Below are 14,325 nucleotides of genomic sequence, written 5' to 3' on the forward strand. Positions count from 1 at the left end.
ACCGGCGGATTGTGCTGGCCGACCGGTTCTCGGGGAGGACGCGTGCGTCGGTGTGTCTCGGCACGCTGCCGCCGCCGGTCGCCCGGATCCGGCAGGACGGCAGCGGAACGATCGACTTCGGCCGGTTTGGCCGTACACCTGTAAAGCCCTTTTCTTCGTCGGGATCCCTGATGTTGACGGGTCTGGTCGCCGTGCCGGAGGCTGGACGTGATCCCAGAGGTTGGTGCTGATCTCCACCAGCCGCAGCCGGGCTGAAGTGTTCAGGCGCTGGCTGCCCATCGCCTCTTCAGCGCGTCCCAGCGCTCGCTTGAACAGGATTCCGGCGCCGACGACGAGGAGGATCGCCGCCGTCAGCGCAGTCGCGAAGATCAGGGAAAACCCGAGATCACCGAGACCGAACGGCAGGGTCATCAGAAAACAGGTACCCCAGGTGATGGCCAGCACGCCGGCCGTGTTCGCGGCTCGCTTCACCAGCGCACCACTCACCTGAAGAACTCCCATTTTGCCGGGTCCTGGCCAGGTTCCAGCTTACCTTGGCGTGGTGCCTCCACCGGCCGCTGCCATCCAGCCGACGACCTTGCGCGGTGTCACCGGTTCGTGAGGTGCCGACGTAAGAGCTCCCCGATCGATGCCACTCCAGCGAGGTCAGCCACAACCCTCATCGCGGCGTGAGCGAGCGGTGCTCCAGCGCCTTGGGCTGGTGCCCGATCGTGGTCAGTGCGGTGACGCGGTCAGCGTTTCCCGTACCTCGGTTCAGGCTGCCCGGGCGCGTGCGCACAAAGGGTTGGCGCCGCCGAACGGTGCGCCATTGCCTACCCTTGGTTCCGGTGAAGACACGTGGCGCGGCGGGCGTGGGTGATCGATCGGCTCGGGCCGTCCGGCTGCGAGACTGGGCGACACCCTGAGGACGTAAAGGAGCTCGCAGTGGCGTCTGCTGCCCTTGAAGGACCGGTGCCGGCGTCGAGCGGGCCGGTCCCCGCGCTGCTGGACAAAGCCATCGGCTTACAGGCACCACTGGTGCGCAAGAACATCGCCCGGGCGCGTCAGCGCAACCCGGAGGCGACACCGGCGGAGGTCGTGCGCACCCTGGAGCGGATGTTCGTCAGCGCGCTCGCCGGTACCGGGGCCGCGGTCGGGGCCACCGCGGCCGCGCCCGCCGTCGGCACCGGGGTCGCGCTGGCGTTGTCGGCGGGTGAGGCCTTCTCTTCACTCGAATTGAGCACCCAGTTCGTGCTCTCGGTCGCCGATGTCCACGGGGTTCGGCTCGACGAGATCGAACGCCGGCGAACGCTGGTCATGGGGATCCTGCTCGGCCAGTCCGGTTCCTCGACCATCATCGGCAAGGCCGCCGAGCGGACCGGTCAGCACTGGGCCCGCCAGCTCGTCGGCAAGGTGCCCATGACGACGCTGAACCAGATCAACAGCGTCCTGGGCAAGAACTTCATCACCAAGTACGGCACCAAGCAGGGCGTCATCGTGCTGGGCCGGGTGGCTCCGTTCGGCATCGGCGCGGTGATCGGCGGTGGCGCCAACGCGACCGTGGCCGCCCTGGCCGTCCGAGCCGCCCGGCGCGCGTTCGGCCCCGCGCCGCAGTCGTGGCCCGAGACGGAGCTGGATCCCGCGCCTCCCGAGTCACGGCTCTCGGATCGTTGAGGGCGCTTGTCTGAGGCCCGCCCTGCGCCTCAGAGACCAGTGGCTCGCTCGCGGTAGACCTCGGCCACCGCGTGGAAGGCTTCCTTCGGTTCCCAGGTCATGTCCGGGTACGTGGTCCCGCGACCGCGGGCATACGTCTTGACCAGGCTCAGCGCACCCATGTCGAGGTCGAAGCGGGGATCCGGGTCATGGGTGGAGCGCGGTTCCAGGAAGGTGCAGACGAACGTGCCGTCTACGCCGGCGGCGTCGAGGATTGCCAGGTCCTCGACGAGTCTTCGGGCCTGTAGTGCTTCGTCTCGGACGTGGTGCCCCCTGATGCGTGGGCGGATGAGGCGTCCGAACAACGGGAGAAGGTGCAGCGCCGCTGTCGTGGAGTCCGTTATTCCGGTGCCCAGGTTGCCGTCGCGGTCGGCGCCTTGGTAGGTGCGCATTCCGTGCTCGGTGACGACGACCGGTTTGCCGTGCCCGAGCAGACGCCGGACCGGGTCCGCGTAACGGGACTCGTTCCGGGCCTCCCGGTAGTGATCGATGCTGACGATGTCGAACAGATCCCAGTCCACGGGCTCGAACGGCAATGCGGCGTAGGTGATCGGGCCGGCGAAGACCTGCCGGACGTCACGGGTGGCGCGGGCCAGGAATTGCCGCAGCGGCGCGATGTGGTGGCCGGCGCGCACCTCGGGCAGGAAGTTGGTCAGCCGTCGCTGGAACGTGCGTCCCGCGATGATGCCGCGCACGAACAAGGTCGCCTCGGTCGCCACGCTGAACACCAGGCGCTCGGGGTGGCGGCGGCGCAGCTGCTCGGCCGCTTGAGCCGCCGTGACGACGTGCGCCAGCGTGTCGTCGGGGCCTTTGCACCACAGTTCCGGCGAGAACCAGACTTCCAGGTCCAGTTCCAAGGCGGCTTCGGCGGCGACAGTCAGCCGGTCGATGTCCCGGCCGCAGATCTTGACTGCGTTGCACCGCAAATCGTCTCTGATGATCTGCAGCTCGCGGCGTACGACCGCGGGATCGAAAACGGGACGCCAGTTCCCCCACAGGACCCGGCCGACGTCGTAGAGCACGCCCCGGCGTTTCACCGCCGCGGCTTCTCGGCGCTGACCTCGACCATTTTCTGGATCGCTTGCCGCGTCACGCCCAGTTCCCGCGCGATGTCAGCCTGGGACAACCCGCCGGCCAGCAGCGCCTCGATCAGCTGCCGCCGTTCTCGGGCCAGTTCCCGTGCGACGCGGGTGTGCTCCACGGCTGCGGCCCGCACATCCTTCAACCTGCTGATGAGTTCGGCCTGCGACTGAGGCCCTTGTCGCCCGTTCATCCACGCATGATGACAACCCCCCGTTGTCAATGTCAACCCCGGGTTGTCATGCTGCGACGCAGAGCCGCTCGACGGCTCCTCAGCGGCCATGGGAGGAGCCGGCAGACCGTGCGGGACTCGGGGGGAGAGGAGGCGGCCGACCGAGCATTTCCTGCCGGTCGGCTGCCCATCGACATCGATGTCCGGCGTCAGGCGGGCTGGCCGGCCCGATCCACGCGCCGTTCGCCAGGTCGCGCTGACACGGTGGGTGTCAGCGCGAGGAGGCGGCCCGAGACCGCCGACAGGAATGAGTAGATGACCAGGCCTCCGAACGTCGGTCCGAGGAAGTTCTCGGTGGCCAGTCCGGCGACCACGAGGATGACGCCGACGACGGCGGACGCGACACCGTAGATGCTCCACCCGCGTTGCCCGAGCCCACGAAACACCCAGGCGAAGAAGAAGCAGCCGGCGATCAGTGAGACGTTGACCAGGATGAACCCGATCCAGTGCACGATGTAGTGGCCGCTCATCGGCGCGGTCGAGTGCAGCGGGGTGCCCGGCGGGAAGCCCGCGCCGGGGTCGGGGTGCCAGACGCCCGCGATCACCAGCCCGAGGCCGTAGATCGCCACCAGCAACGGGCCCCACACGCCGCCCCGGTGACCGGCCAGCACGGCGCGGAAACCGACGACGCTGATCAGCGCGAGCAGCCCGCAGACGATGAAGTTGGTGCTCTGGATCCAGCCTTCGTCGCCGAGGCTCAGCAGGCTCAGCGCGACACGGCTCAACGAGTAGCCCCGGCGCGTCGCGGCCTGTGTGAAGACGGTCAGGTAGAAGATCGGCGCCACCAGGACGCCGGCGGACAGGGGCAGCCTGGCTAACGCACGAGAACTGTTCATGGTTCGTCTCACCATCTGTCGTAGGAATAGCGCAGCTGCCGCTGGTCAGCGGAAGTAGTGGCCTTGCTCGATGTCCTCGATGAGGCCGGGGTGCGTGGGTTTCCAGCCGAGGAGTTCCTGCGTGAGGGTGCTCGAGGCGGGCATGTCGACGCCGAGCAGCGCGGACAAGGGCAGGCCGAACTCGTCGGCGGGCCGGGACTCGGCCGGCAGGTTCAGGCCGCGGCCGATGGCTTCGGCGATCTCCCGGACCGCCACGCCTTCGTCGCCCACGGCGTGCAGCACCGCGCCGGCGGGCGCCTGCTCGACGGCCAGCCGGTAGAGGGACGCGGCGTCGTTCACGTGGACGGCGGGCCAGCGGTTGGTCCCGTCGCCGATGTAGCCGGACACGCCCTCGGCGCGGGCGCGGCGGATGAGCTGGGGAATGAAGCCGTGACGTTCGCCCCGGCCGTGTGCCGAGCGCGGGATCATGACCAGCGAGGACCGGACGTCGCGCTGCGCGGCTGCGAGGGCGGCCCGCATGGTGGTGATGCGGGCGGCGATGGGGCCTCGCGGGATGAGTTCGTCCCGTTCGGTCGCGGGCCGGCCGGGCGTCGTGAGTGTCGCGCCGGTGACGACCATGGGCTTGCCGGTGCCGGCGAGGGCCTCGGTGAAGGCCGCGATGGCGTTGGCGTCGGCCGGTGCCCCGCCGGCCTGGCCGAGGGCGTGCTCATAGGCGAGGTGAATGACGCCGTCGCTGTCGAGCGCTCCGGCCCGCAGGACATCGGGGTCGGTCAGGTCGCCGCGCAGGACGTCGGCGCCCATGCCGGCGACCGCGTCCGCGGTGGTGTCCGAGCGGGCGAGCCCGAGGACCTGGTGGCCTGCGCCGATGAGTTCGGGCACGACGGCCGAGCCGATCCAGCCGGATGCGCCGGTGACGAAGATGCGCACAACGGTCTCCTTCACGTTCGTGATGCGATTGAGTCGCATCAACCGTAGCACGCTGATGCGACCCAGTCGCATGTCTGCCGATGCGACCTGAGCGCATCGCGCTAGAATCCGACCGTGGGTAGATGGGCACCTGACGCGCGTGGCCGCCTGGAAACAGCCGCGTTGGACCTGTTCGTCGAGAACGGGTACGAGGACACGACCGTCGCGCAGATCGCCGAGCGCGCGGGGTTGAACCGTGCCACGTTCTTCCGGCACTTCGCCGACAAGCGCGAGGTCCTCTTCGCCGGCGAGGACGTCCTGCCCGGCTTGTTCGCCGACGCCATCCGGGCCGCCCCGCCGGAGGCAACGCTCATCGAGTGCCTGCGGGCGGCTCTGGCTGCCGTCGGGGACACGATGACCCCTCAGCGTCGGGCCGCCGCCGGCCGGCGCATCCGGATCCTCACGGCCGACAGCGAACTGCACGAACGAGGCCAGCTCAAGTACGCCCGCGTCACCAGTTCGATCGCCGATGCACTGCGCGAGCGCGGCGTGGACGACCTGACGGCACGGCTGGCGGCGAACCTGGGCCTGCTGGCGTTCCGGGTCGCCTTCGAACGCTGGATGAAGGCCGGCGAGGACGAACCGTTCTTGTCCCTCGCCGGCACAGCCCTGAACGACCTGCGAACACGCGCAGCCCAATTCTCGGAGCCGTAACAGGCGGCGAGCGTACGCATTCCGGCCCGCTCACGTCGGGCCGTGCGGCGGCCTCGGCGGTATCGAGCCAAGGAACCAATCAGCCATCCTGACGCCGGCGCGGCATCTTCGCGGACTTGGGAGCCGGTTCAGCGAGGGCGTTCAGATCGGCGCAGCGGGCCGGCGCCACCTTGCGGTGATCAGGTGCACGCTCCTCGGCATGTGCGGACGTTCGGGAGCGGATGGTCACGTCTGCAGGAACATGTCCTTCAAAGTGAGATTCGGTCGAGTTCGTACGACTGTCCGGCCGCTGCAGCCTCCTGCGTGGTACTCCACCAGGACGAGAGGCTCGCTGTTGTGGTCGTCGACCGTGAGGCGGGTCGTTTGTTCGCGGTAGACGTCGACGATGTCTTTGACTCCTGTTTTCGCCGAACGCGGACACTGCGCTCGACCACGTCCCAGGAGACGTGGAGTTCCTCGGTTGCGGAGACGGGTATGAGCACCTCCGCACCCGCTTCTCGCTGGACGCCTCTTCGGATTGTGGGGCGAGACCGAACACGGAAAGCCAGGCCTCGTCATCGGCAACCACGAACTCCACGCGAGCAGGCTACCCAATTGCTGACGGATCAGGCACGAGCAATGGCATAGAATGCGTTTCATGGGGACCCTCACCTGGGCTGAGTCCGGATCCGGAAGCGCGTAGCAGTTCCCAGGTCAGGGCGACGTCCGCGTCGATCAGGGTTAGCAGGGAAAAAACATTAGACCCTCAGCGACCGTCATGGTGTGTCCGTCGAACCTCCACCGCTGCAGCTTGTCGTCTTCGCCGAGCCAGATGAGCTCCCCACCGTTCTCGACGTAGGGTGCGAGGGCTCGCCAGAAGTGTACGTCGTCGCCTGCATTGCGCGTTACGCCGATCAATTCGACGCCGTAGATCTCGCCGTCGGGTTCCGTCATTGCCTCGTACCGGAATGCTCGCAGCATCTCTGTCAAGGACTGCGCCGTCGCTATCTCGTCGGGATCGGTGAACGCCCAGTGTGGTCGCCGGCCGAAGGTCCCGTCCGGGTGCTCGACCCGCGTCCACCCGCTCTTGAGATCGTCGTGCTGATCCAACGCACGTATCGCACTCAATGCGAGGTCCGTCCGGGTGGCAGGGATGACCACCTCGCCCTTGATGAGTTTGACGCTGTAGCCCACGTGCTCATCCTGCCCTGATCGAGGTCGGAAGCCACTCACATCGGCATGAGCGCGTGTTCAGCCGCGGGCAGGATCTGATCGGCCCGTTGGGGGATGATCGCGCGGATGCCACGGTGACCAGTGTGTAGCGTCGGCCGTTATGAGCTGGCTGCCCGACGATTTCGTCCACCCCGTCCACACGCCCGTGCCCGGCACCGGGCTTCACCTGCGGCCGATCCGGGAGGCGGACACCGCTCTCGATTACCCTGCTGTGATGGGCTCCCGGGAGCGCTTGTGGGGCATCTTCGGTCCGGCCTGGTCTTGGCCCAAGGAGACGATGACGTACGAGGAGGACCGCCTCGACCTGGTGCGGCACGAGAAGGAGATAGCCGCGCACCAGTCATTCAACTACGCGCTGCTGGACGAAGCGGAGACCGCGATCCTCGGCTGCTTGTACATCGACCCGCCCGAGCGCACCGGTTCCGACGGCGAGGTGGCGTGGTGGGTGGTGGACGACCTCGTCGGCGGCGAAGTGGAGCAAGCGCTCGACGCGCTGGTGCCGCGGTGGATCGCCGCCGACTGGCCCTTCCGCCGGCCCCGCTTTCTGGGGCGCGACATCACCTGGCAGGACTGGCTCGCGCTGCCGCCCGTCTCGTGACACGTCCGAAGCGGTAGCCGGATCGAGCCCCTTCGATGGTCCTCTCATCGTGGTGTGGTCGTGCCGTTGCGGCGATGCTCCCAGGGTATCGCCGTGATCGAAAGAGGTCTTGGACTCCCGCGCGGGCCGGTGGCAACGTCAGGAGGTGAACGCCCTGCATCGCGTGTCAGACGCGATGGGAAACGGGCCCCTCCCTGCCGCGGAAAGCAGACACACCATGACCAACATCAGGGTCATCGGCCGCGACCCGGCCAAGGCCGCGGAGATCGCCGCTGCGCTCGGCGCCACGACGGGGACCTTCGGCGCCACCCCGGCCGGCAAGGTCGTCGTCGACATCTCCAACACGTTCGTCGGCCCCGACGACACCGACCTGGTCACCCCGGAGGGCACGTCCGGCGCGCAACAGATCGCCGCCGCCCTGCCGGCGTTCATCGAGAGTCTCGGGCTGCGGCCGCTGGATGTCGGTGGCCTGGAGATGGCGCACTGGCTGGAAGGAGCGGGCCTGCTGATGATGGGCTTGGCCCGCAGCGGCGCCGGTTTCGACATCGCCCTCGGCGCCGAGCTCCTCGGCTGACCGCGCCCACCCTGCTCCGCCAACCCTGACCGGGAGTACTGATGCGCGTCTTCGTCACCGGCGGAACCGGCCATTCCGGTTCGTTCATCGTCCCCGAGCTGATCGCCGCCGGCCACGAGGTCACGGGGCTGGCCCGATCGGACACGGCCGCCGCCGCGCTGACCACGCTCGGCGCGACGGTGCGGCGCGGCGACCTCGAGGACCTCGACGGGCTCAAGGAAGCAGCCGCGGACTCCGACGGTGTCGTCCACGTCGCCCACCGGCAGGACCTGCTCCCCGCCGGCGGGATGAGCGCCGTGGCCGCGGCGGAGCTCCCGATCATGCACGCCTACGGTGAGGCGCTCGCGGGCACCGGCAAGCCACTGGTCGTGGCCGGGAGCATCGGATCACCCGGCGACCTCGGACGACCGATCGTCGAGGAGGACCCGGCCCTGCCCGGCGGCGACGAGCACAAGGGCACCCTGCGGGCTCGCAACGCCGTGGAACGGGCCGTGATCGACCTCGCCGGACGAGGGATCCGGTCGTCGGTCGTGCGGATCGCCACCATCGTGCACGACACCACCGACAATGCCGGCTTCCTTCCCCTGCTGATCGCACTGGCGAAGGAGAAGGGTTTCGCCGGTTTCCCCGGAGACGGCACGAACCTGTGGAACGCGGTACACGTGCGCGATCTCGCCTCGCTATTCCGCCTGGCGCTGGAGAAAGGACCGGCCGGCAGCTACTGGCACGCGGTCGAGGACGGGGGTGTTTCCTTCCGCGAGATCGCGGAGGCCATCGGCAGCCGGTTGGACCTGCCCGTCGTGAGCATCCCCGCGGACGAATTGATGATGCCGGAGTATTTCGGCATCCTCGCGAACATCGCCGCCCGGAGCTATCCGGCGTCCAACCTCATCACCCGCCGCACCCTGGGCTGGGAACCCGGCCGGCCCGGCCTGCTGGCCGATCTGGACAACGGCCACTACTTTCCCGCCGTCACCGCGCCGGTCCACGACGACGTGGCCACGCTGGAGGACTTCGTCCGGGGCGGAGAGGGGGCTCTGGCGATGGTCGACGAGAACGCCGTCTGGCGGGAGGCGGAGAGCTTGCCCTGGGGCGGGGAATGGCGAGGACCGGACGGGTTCGCCCGCCTGACCCGTGAGATCGACGTGCTGGCGGAGCTCACCGCGCGTGGGCACGAGATCGTCCGGGCAGGCGACGTGGTGGAGCTGCGGCTCGACGCCGTTTTCACCTCGCGCAAGAGCGGGCGGCAACTGCCGATGACCGTTGTGGAGCACTACCGGGTCCACGACGGGAAGATCTACGGCGCGGACGCCTTCTACAAAGACACCCAGGCTGTCAACGACCTGGTCAAGAACGGTTGACTCACCCGGTCTTCCTCCGAATCCCAGCCGGGAACGACCACGAATTCAAGGAGACACCGATGCCCGACTACGGTCATCCTCTGCGTTTTGCCACGTTCATCTCTCCCGCCCATTACCCCACGCACCGTCCAGTGGAATTGGCGCAGCTCAGTGAGCGGCTCGGGTTCGACTTCGTCACCTTCCAGGATCATCCCTACAAGGCCGACTTCCTCGACACCTGGACGCTGCTGAGCTGGGCGGCCGCGCGGACCGAGCGCATCGGCCTGTCCGGCAACGTGCTGAACCTGCCGCTGCGCCCCCCGGCGGTGCTCGCCCGCGCGATGGCCAGCCTCGACCTGCTCTCCGGCGGACGAACGAGCCTCGGGCTCGGGGCCGGCTTCTATTGGGATGCCGTGGAAGCGATCGGCGGACGGCGGCTGACCCCGCTGCAGGGCGTGACGGCCCTCGGCGAGGCGATCGACGTGATCCGCGGGGTTTGGGACGCCGACGCGCCCGGCACCCTCACCGTCGAGGGCGAGTTCTACGAGGTCCACGGCGCCGAGCGCGGACCCGCACCCGCACACCACATCCCGATCTGGCTCGGCGCCCACAAGCCGAAGATGCAGGACCTGGTCGGACGCAAGGCCGATGGCTGGCTGCCGTCCCTGCCGGTCATCGAACCCGGCGGCCTGGCCAAGGGTAACGCCGTCATCGACGACGCCGCACGCGCCGCCGGCCGCGATCCCCGCGACATCACCCGCCTGCTCAACATCTTCCCGGGCCAGCAGACCGCGGAAGCCCTGGCCGAGATGACCCTGGAGGACGGCGTCAGCACCTTCATCCTGGCCAGCGACGAGCGGGATGTGCTCGAACGCTTCGCCGCCGAAACGATCCCCGCGGTACGCGAACACGTCGCCCACGAACGCAAGTAGGTTCCCCGGTGGGGTCGCTGTAGTACTCGCCGAATCACGCGAATATGACAGTTTGCGGCAGGCTCAGGTCGATGACGCGACGGTGGCGCCGCGTTTGCCGGTGGATCGTCGAGACGGACTGGGTCCAGGTTCGGCAACCGCCTGCATCGCCAGCTGCTGGTGCTGCTTCCCGGCGGGGCGAAGAACGAATCCGGCAGCGCGGGGGAGGACGCACGCGAGGCCGCACTCGCCCTGTCGGCACTCTTTCCCGGTGGTTCGGACATCCCGGTCGCGGTCCGTCCTAAATGGACGAATAGCTTGAGGCGTCGAGGAGCGGGGCGAGCAGGTCGCCGTGGGTTTGGACGCGGTCGAGGACGTCGTCGGCGGTGAAGGTCAGGTGGCTGACGTGCCGGCACGCGCGGACCTCGTCCCAGGTGACCGGCGTCGATACCGTGGGGTGTTCCCGGCCGCGCAGGCTGTAGGGCGCGACGGTCGTCTTGGCCGGATTGTTCTGGCTCCAGTCGATGAACACCCTCCCGGCGCGCTGGGCCTTGGCCATGACGGCGGTGACCGTTTCCGGCGCCTCGCGCGCGAGCCGTTGGGCCAGGCGCTTGGCGTAGGCCGAGGGCGCGACCGGGTCGTCGGTGCGGATGCCGCAGTAGAGCTGCATGCCTTTGGAGCCGGAGGTTTTCGCGAACGGTGTCAGGCCGTCGGAAACCAGGACCTCGTGGAGGCGTTCGGCGACCCGGCAGCAGTCGACGATCGACGTGCCCGGGCCGGGGTCGAGGTCGAACACCAGCCGGTCCGGCGGACGGCGGGTCCCGCCCGGCCCGACCGTCCACTGGGGAACATGCAACTCCAGCGCGGCCATGTTCGCCGCCCACGCCAGGGCGGCCAGTTCGTCGAGCAGGGCGTAGTCGATCGTCCCTTCACCGCGTCCGGAGCGGGAGCCGGTGCTGGACAGCGTGACGGTCGGCAGCCACTCCGGGGCGCCCTTCGGCGCGTTCTTCTCGAAGAACTGCTGGCCGCCCACGCCGTCGGGGAACCGGATGAACGTCACCGGGCGGCCCGCGAGGTGCGGCAGCAGCACGGGCGCGACGCGGGAGTAGTAGTTGATGACTTCGCCCTTGGTGAAGCCGTCGGGAAACAGTGGCTTGTCCAGATTGGACAGGGTCAGCCGCCGGTTCCCGGCCTGCACGGTGATCTTCGGTCCCGGCGGCGGTGTGGGCTCCGGTGCCGCCTGGCCGGTCGAGCGGGGGGCGAGGACGTCGTCGGGTTTCTTGTCGGCGCGCAGGCCGCGCCAGGCGGTGTGGCGGACGCGGCCGGCGCGGGTGAACTGCCGGTAGACGACCTCGCCGACGAGCTGGGGTTCGACCCAGCGGGCGCGGGCGGTGTCCTCGCGCGGTGGTGTCGTGGCGAAGGGGTGGGTGCGGCGTTCGAGCGGCTGGAGGGTGGCGACGAGGTCGGCGCGGGCGGCCTGGGAGAAGCCGGTGCCGACGTCGCCGATGTAGACGAGGTCGCCGGTGGCGGGGTCGTGGGCGCCGAGCAGCAGGCCGCCGAGGGTGCCGGTGAAGCTGCGCTGGCCGGGGCGCCAGCCGCAGACGATGACTTCCGTCGTCTGGATGAAGGGGTGCTTGAGCCAGGAGTCGGGCCGGTGGCCGGGGACGTAGGTCGAGTTGCGGAGTTTGGCGACGACGCCTTCGTAGCCGGCGTCGGCGGCGTGGGCGAGGAAGTGGGCGGGGGAGCGGTGGTCGGCGTCGAGTTCGGCGAAGGTGACCGCGCGGACGACCGAGACCTTGTGGAGGTCGGGCATCGGCAGCGTGGTGAGCAGGCGGCGGCGGTCGTCGTAGGGCTCGCTCAGCAGGCTGCGTTCGCCGAGTTGTAGCAGGTCGAAGGCGAGGAACCGGACGGGGAGGTCGTCGAAGGGCTCGTCATGGCGCAGGGAGCTTTGGTGTTTCACGTAGCGGCCGCGGCGTTCCTGCATGAGTTCGAAGTCGATCCGGCCGTGTTCGTTGTAGACGACGATCTCGCCGTCGAGCAGCGCGGCCTGGCCGTCGAGGTCGAGGACGCCGGTGACGTCGCGGAATTCGGCGGTGAAGTCGATGTTGTTGCGGCTGGTGAGGACGGTGGTGCCGTCGGGGGCGATGCGCATGGCGGCGCGGTAGCCGTCCAGTTTGTACTCGTAGGCCCATTCGGGGCCGCTGCGCAGGCGCCCGCCGTCGGCCTTGGCCAGCATCGGCTCGACCCAGGCGGGGACGCGGGAGGTGTCACGCGCTGCCATGCCGGCCTCCGTTCCGCCTTCGGTGCTCCGACCGTAACCCGTTCGGCCTAGCTTCGCTGGCTTTACGCAGGTCATAGACCTGTCGTTTGCCGGTCTGGCGTGCGCCGCCGGGGGCCGGCAATGGCTGCGAACGTCGAGCGGACGTGCTCTCGTCGAGGGTGAAGCGATCCTCGGCAGAGGACCATCCACGTGTGCCGTTCGGGTGGCGGCCGAACGGTCGATATTGACCGCAAGGACTGCGGCGGACTACCTTCGCGGCGAGTAAACGCTGTTCACTAACCGGGCTCGCGCCTTCGGTGGCCTGCCTCTTGAGTCCTGGCTTGGGGGACCCCTGTCCGCGTCAAAAGGTCCGCAGCGCAGCCCCGCTCGGACGCCGGTCCGGACCGTGGCCATTGTGGAGCCCCGGGGCTTGTGCGGAGAAGGTGCGCTGGTGGCCAACGCGGTGAGGACGGCGGCCGGAAGCTTCGGGTACTCGACCGTTCGATCGACGTTCGGCGTCGACGGCTCGGCCGGGGCCGCGTTGCTCGGCCTCTCGCGGCGGACGAGCATCGACGCGGCGGCGGTCATCGCCGCGCCGTCCGCCGATCGGTTCGACTACGAGCGGATGGCCGACAAGTTGCCCCTGGTTGTCGTCGGCGGAGCCGACTGTGAGGTGGTTCCAGTGGTCGCGACGGATGACAGGGCGGCAGCAGGCCGGGTCACCGAGCATCTGCTCGAAGAAGGCGCAGCCAACGTCTGGCACGTCGCCGGGCCTGAAACCTCGTTCGAGGCGCGGGAACGCGAAGGCGGGTGGCGCAGCGCACTCGGACGTCACCGGGCGCCGGCTCCTCCGGTCCTGCGTGGAGACTGGACCGTGCGGTCCGGCTATGTTCTCGGCCAGGTGCTGGCCCACGAATCGGGTCTGGACGCCATTTTCGTGGCAAACGACAGTATGGCGTTGGGGATTTTGCGTGCCCTGGTGGAAGCGGGCTTACGAGTACCGAGAGACGTCCGGTTGGCGGGGTTCGGTGATCTCCCGGACGCCGAGTACTACTCGGCTCCTTTGACGACGGTCAGACAGGACCACAGCGGCCTGGGCACCCTCGCGATCGAAGTGCTCGAGGGAATTCGGGGAACACTCGAACTGCCCTGGCGGCGCACGATACCCGCGAAGCTTGTCGTCCGCGAAAGCTCCCAACGGTGACCGGTCGGCAAGCCGGGTAGGCCAGCGCAGTCGACCGCTGCGGCACGCCGAGGACGTGGCCCACGTCCTCGGCATGACGGTGCTTGACGACCAGCACAGCCGCGGGCACGTCCGCCGGGAGCGGCTCCGGCACCCCGCGCCACCGCGCCCTGGCCGCCGGTGGCGGTCACCAAGGCCACCACCGGGACCGGCTTGTCCCGCCGGCGTCGAATCACGCCTCCCGTCGGAGGAAGCCGACACGGGCTGATCGGTTGGGGCGACAGGCCGCGCCGCGCGGTGCCGCACCGCCGGGTCAGAGGCGAGAAGTGGCGCCTGGTTCTAGGCGCACTCCACGACCCCGCGTCGAGCCACCCACAGTGCCCCACCGACATCCGCCAGGGCAGGGTACTTAGCCCTTTTGGCCGGGGACGTCGAAAGCCGAGGCGACGAACTGCTGAGCCACCTCGCGCAGCTTCACGTTCCGCTGCTGCGAAGCCTTGACGAGCAGCTCGAAAGCGTCGTCGGCGGAAACGTGATGGAGCGCCATCAGGATGCCTTTCGCCTGGTCGATCACCGCGCGAGAGGTCAGCGCCGTGGTCAGCTGGGCCGTGGTCTCGCGGGCGGACTGCTGCCGGCGGGCGCTGCGAAGAGCCGCTTCGGCCGCGGTGGTGTACAGCTCCAGCAACGCCGCGTCGAGGGCGCCGAAGCTGGTGCCGCCGGTGTCGTACAGGTTGAGCGAACCGTGGTACTCGCGGTCGATGAACAACGGCGTGGACAGGTAGCCGAG

The 14,325-nt window shown here is 69.0% G+C and carries 15 protein-coding genes; 7 read left to right on the top strand and 8 right to left on the bottom strand.

Translation table 11 applies throughout. The features are described 5' to 3' along the window. Nucleotides 1-486: hypothetical protein (locus ACGFMK_RS47045; RefSeq protein WP_392777965.1), on the bottom strand; the 486-nt coding region annotated here is incomplete at its 3' end. A 438-nt stretch (nt 487-924) separates the two neighbouring features. On the opposite strand from ACGFMK_RS47045, the gene ACGFMK_RS47050 reads away from it, so the two are divergent. Next, nucleotides 925-1,653 carry a hypothetical protein gene (locus ACGFMK_RS47050; RefSeq protein ID WP_392777968.1) on the top strand — a complete coding sequence of 243 codons (729 nt, stop codon included), beginning with the start codon at nt 925-927 and terminating at the stop codon, nt 1,651-1,653. A gap of 29 nt (nt 1,654-1,682) precedes the next feature. Here the strand turns inward: ACGFMK_RS47050 and ACGFMK_RS47055 are convergent, their stop codons facing one another. The 4 genes from ACGFMK_RS47055 to ACGFMK_RS47070 all read right to left on the bottom strand — a co-directional run bounded on the left by ACGFMK_RS47055 (nt 1,683) and on the right by ACGFMK_RS47070 (nt 4,782). Continuing rightward, nucleotides 1,683-2,729 (bottom strand): hypothetical protein, encoded by a 1,047-nt coding sequence (locus ACGFMK_RS47055; RefSeq protein WP_392777971.1) that lies wholly within the window; start codon nt 2,727-2,729, stop codon nt 1,683-1,685. Beyond that, a complete protein-coding gene (locus ACGFMK_RS47060) occupies nt 2,726-2,965 on the bottom strand; it encodes a TrfB-related DNA-binding protein (protein WP_392777974.1) in 240 nt (79 codons plus the stop codon). The genes ACGFMK_RS47055 and ACGFMK_RS47060 overlap by 4 nt, the downstream gene beginning before the upstream one ends. Nucleotides 2,966-3,153: 188 nt before the next feature. Further along, on the bottom strand, nt 3,154-3,840 hold the full coding sequence (locus ACGFMK_RS47065) for a DUF998 domain-containing protein (protein ID WP_392777977.1): 687 nt from the start codon (nt 3,838-3,840) through the stop codon (nt 3,154-3,156). A 45-nt stretch (nt 3,841-3,885) separates the two neighbouring features. Next, nucleotides 3,886-4,782, bottom strand: a complete 897-nt coding sequence (locus tag ACGFMK_RS47070; protein ID WP_392777979.1) for an SDR family oxidoreductase — start codon at nt 4,780-4,782, stop codon at nt 3,886-3,888. 147 nt (nt 4,783-4,929) lie between these two features. On the opposite strand from ACGFMK_RS47070, the gene ACGFMK_RS47075 reads away from it, so the two are divergent. Next, entirely contained in the window at nt 4,930-5,460 is a 531-nt protein-coding gene (locus ACGFMK_RS47075; RefSeq protein ID WP_392777982.1) for a TetR/AcrR family transcriptional regulator, read from the top strand. A 720-nt stretch (nt 5,461-6,180) separates the two neighbouring features. On the opposite strand, the gene ACGFMK_RS47080 is transcribed toward ACGFMK_RS47075, so the two are convergent. Next, nucleotides 6,181-6,633, bottom strand: a complete 453-nt coding sequence (locus ACGFMK_RS47080; protein WP_392777984.1) for a hypothetical protein — start codon at nt 6,631-6,633, stop codon at nt 6,181-6,183. A gap of 139 nt (nt 6,634-6,772) precedes the next feature. On the opposite strand from ACGFMK_RS47080, the gene ACGFMK_RS47085 reads away from it, so the two are divergent. The 4 genes from ACGFMK_RS47085 (at nt 6,773) to ACGFMK_RS47100 (ending at nt 10,116) form a co-directional block, all read left to right on the top strand. Continuing rightward, a complete protein-coding gene (locus ACGFMK_RS47085) occupies nt 6,773-7,270 on the top strand; it encodes an N-acetyltransferase (protein ID WP_392777987.1) in 498 nt (165 codons plus the stop codon). A 217-nt stretch (nt 7,271-7,487) separates the two neighbouring features. Beyond that, entirely contained in the window at nt 7,488-7,844 is a 357-nt protein-coding gene (locus ACGFMK_RS47090; RefSeq protein ID WP_392777989.1) for a hypothetical protein, read from the top strand. A gap of 41 nt (nt 7,845-7,885) precedes the next feature. Continuing rightward, entirely contained in the window at nt 7,886-9,205 is a 1,320-nt protein-coding gene (locus ACGFMK_RS47095; RefSeq protein WP_392777992.1) for an NAD-dependent epimerase/dehydratase family protein, read from the top strand. 59 nt (nt 9,206-9,264) lie between these two features. Further along, complete coding sequence (locus ACGFMK_RS47100) at nt 9,265-10,116, top strand: LLM class flavin-dependent oxidoreductase (RefSeq protein ID WP_392777995.1); 852 nt, start codon at nt 9,265-9,267, stop codon at nt 10,114-10,116. Nucleotides 10,117-10,396: 280 nt separating this feature from the next. On the opposite strand, the gene ligD is transcribed toward ACGFMK_RS47100, so the two are convergent. Then, nucleotides 10,397-12,376: a DNA ligase D gene (ligD, locus tag ACGFMK_RS47105; protein WP_392777998.1), complete on the bottom strand. Its 1,980-nt coding sequence runs from the start codon at nt 12,374-12,376 to the stop codon at nt 10,397-10,399. A gap of 430 nt (nt 12,377-12,806) precedes the next feature. Between ligD and ACGFMK_RS47110 the strand changes: the two genes are divergently transcribed. Beyond that, nucleotides 12,807-13,559, top strand: coding sequence for a substrate-binding domain-containing protein (locus tag ACGFMK_RS47110; protein WP_392778001.1), 753 nt, complete (start codon nt 12,807-12,809; stop codon nt 13,557-13,559). Nucleotides 13,560-13,947: 388 nt separating this feature from the next. Here the strand turns inward: ACGFMK_RS47110 and ACGFMK_RS47115 are convergent. Continuing rightward, nucleotides 13,948-14,325, bottom strand: a 378-nt coding sequence (locus ACGFMK_RS47115; protein ID WP_392778004.1) for an ANTAR domain-containing response regulator, incomplete at its 5' end; no start/stop codon positions are given.

Origin of the sequence: Amycolatopsis sp. NPDC049252 (genome assembly GCF_043197175.1) — a bacterium.
Lineage (GTDB): Bacteria > Actinomycetota > Actinomycetes > Mycobacteriales > Pseudonocardiaceae > Amycolatopsis.

Bases quoted from the DNA above. Each gene is read 5' to 3' on its own strand.
- ACGFMK_RS47060 (WP_392777974.1), bottom strand. From the start codon at position 2,965: ATGAACGGGCGACAAGGGCCTCAGTCGCAGGCCGAACTCATCAGCAGG.
- ligD (WP_392777998.1), bottom strand. From the start codon at position 12,376: ATGGCAGCGCGTGACACCTCCCGCGTCCCCGCCTGGGTCGAGCCGATG.
- ACGFMK_RS47085 (WP_392777987.1), top strand. From the start codon at position 6,773: ATGAGCTGGCTGCCCGACGATTTCGTCCACCCCGTCCACACGCCCGTG.
- ACGFMK_RS47095 (WP_392777992.1), top strand. From the start codon at position 7,886: ATGCGCGTCTTCGTCACCGGCGGAACCGGCCATTCCGGTTCGTTCATC.
- ACGFMK_RS47065 (WP_392777977.1), bottom strand. From the start codon at position 3,840: ATGAACAGTTCTCGTGCGTTAGCCAGGCTGCCCCTGTCCGCCGGCGTC.
- ACGFMK_RS47090 (WP_392777989.1), top strand. From the start codon at position 7,488: ATGACCAACATCAGGGTCATCGGCCGCGACCCGGCCAAGGCCGCGGAG.
- ACGFMK_RS47100 (WP_392777995.1), top strand. From the start codon at position 9,265: ATGCCCGACTACGGTCATCCTCTGCGTTTTGCCACGTTCATCTCTCCC.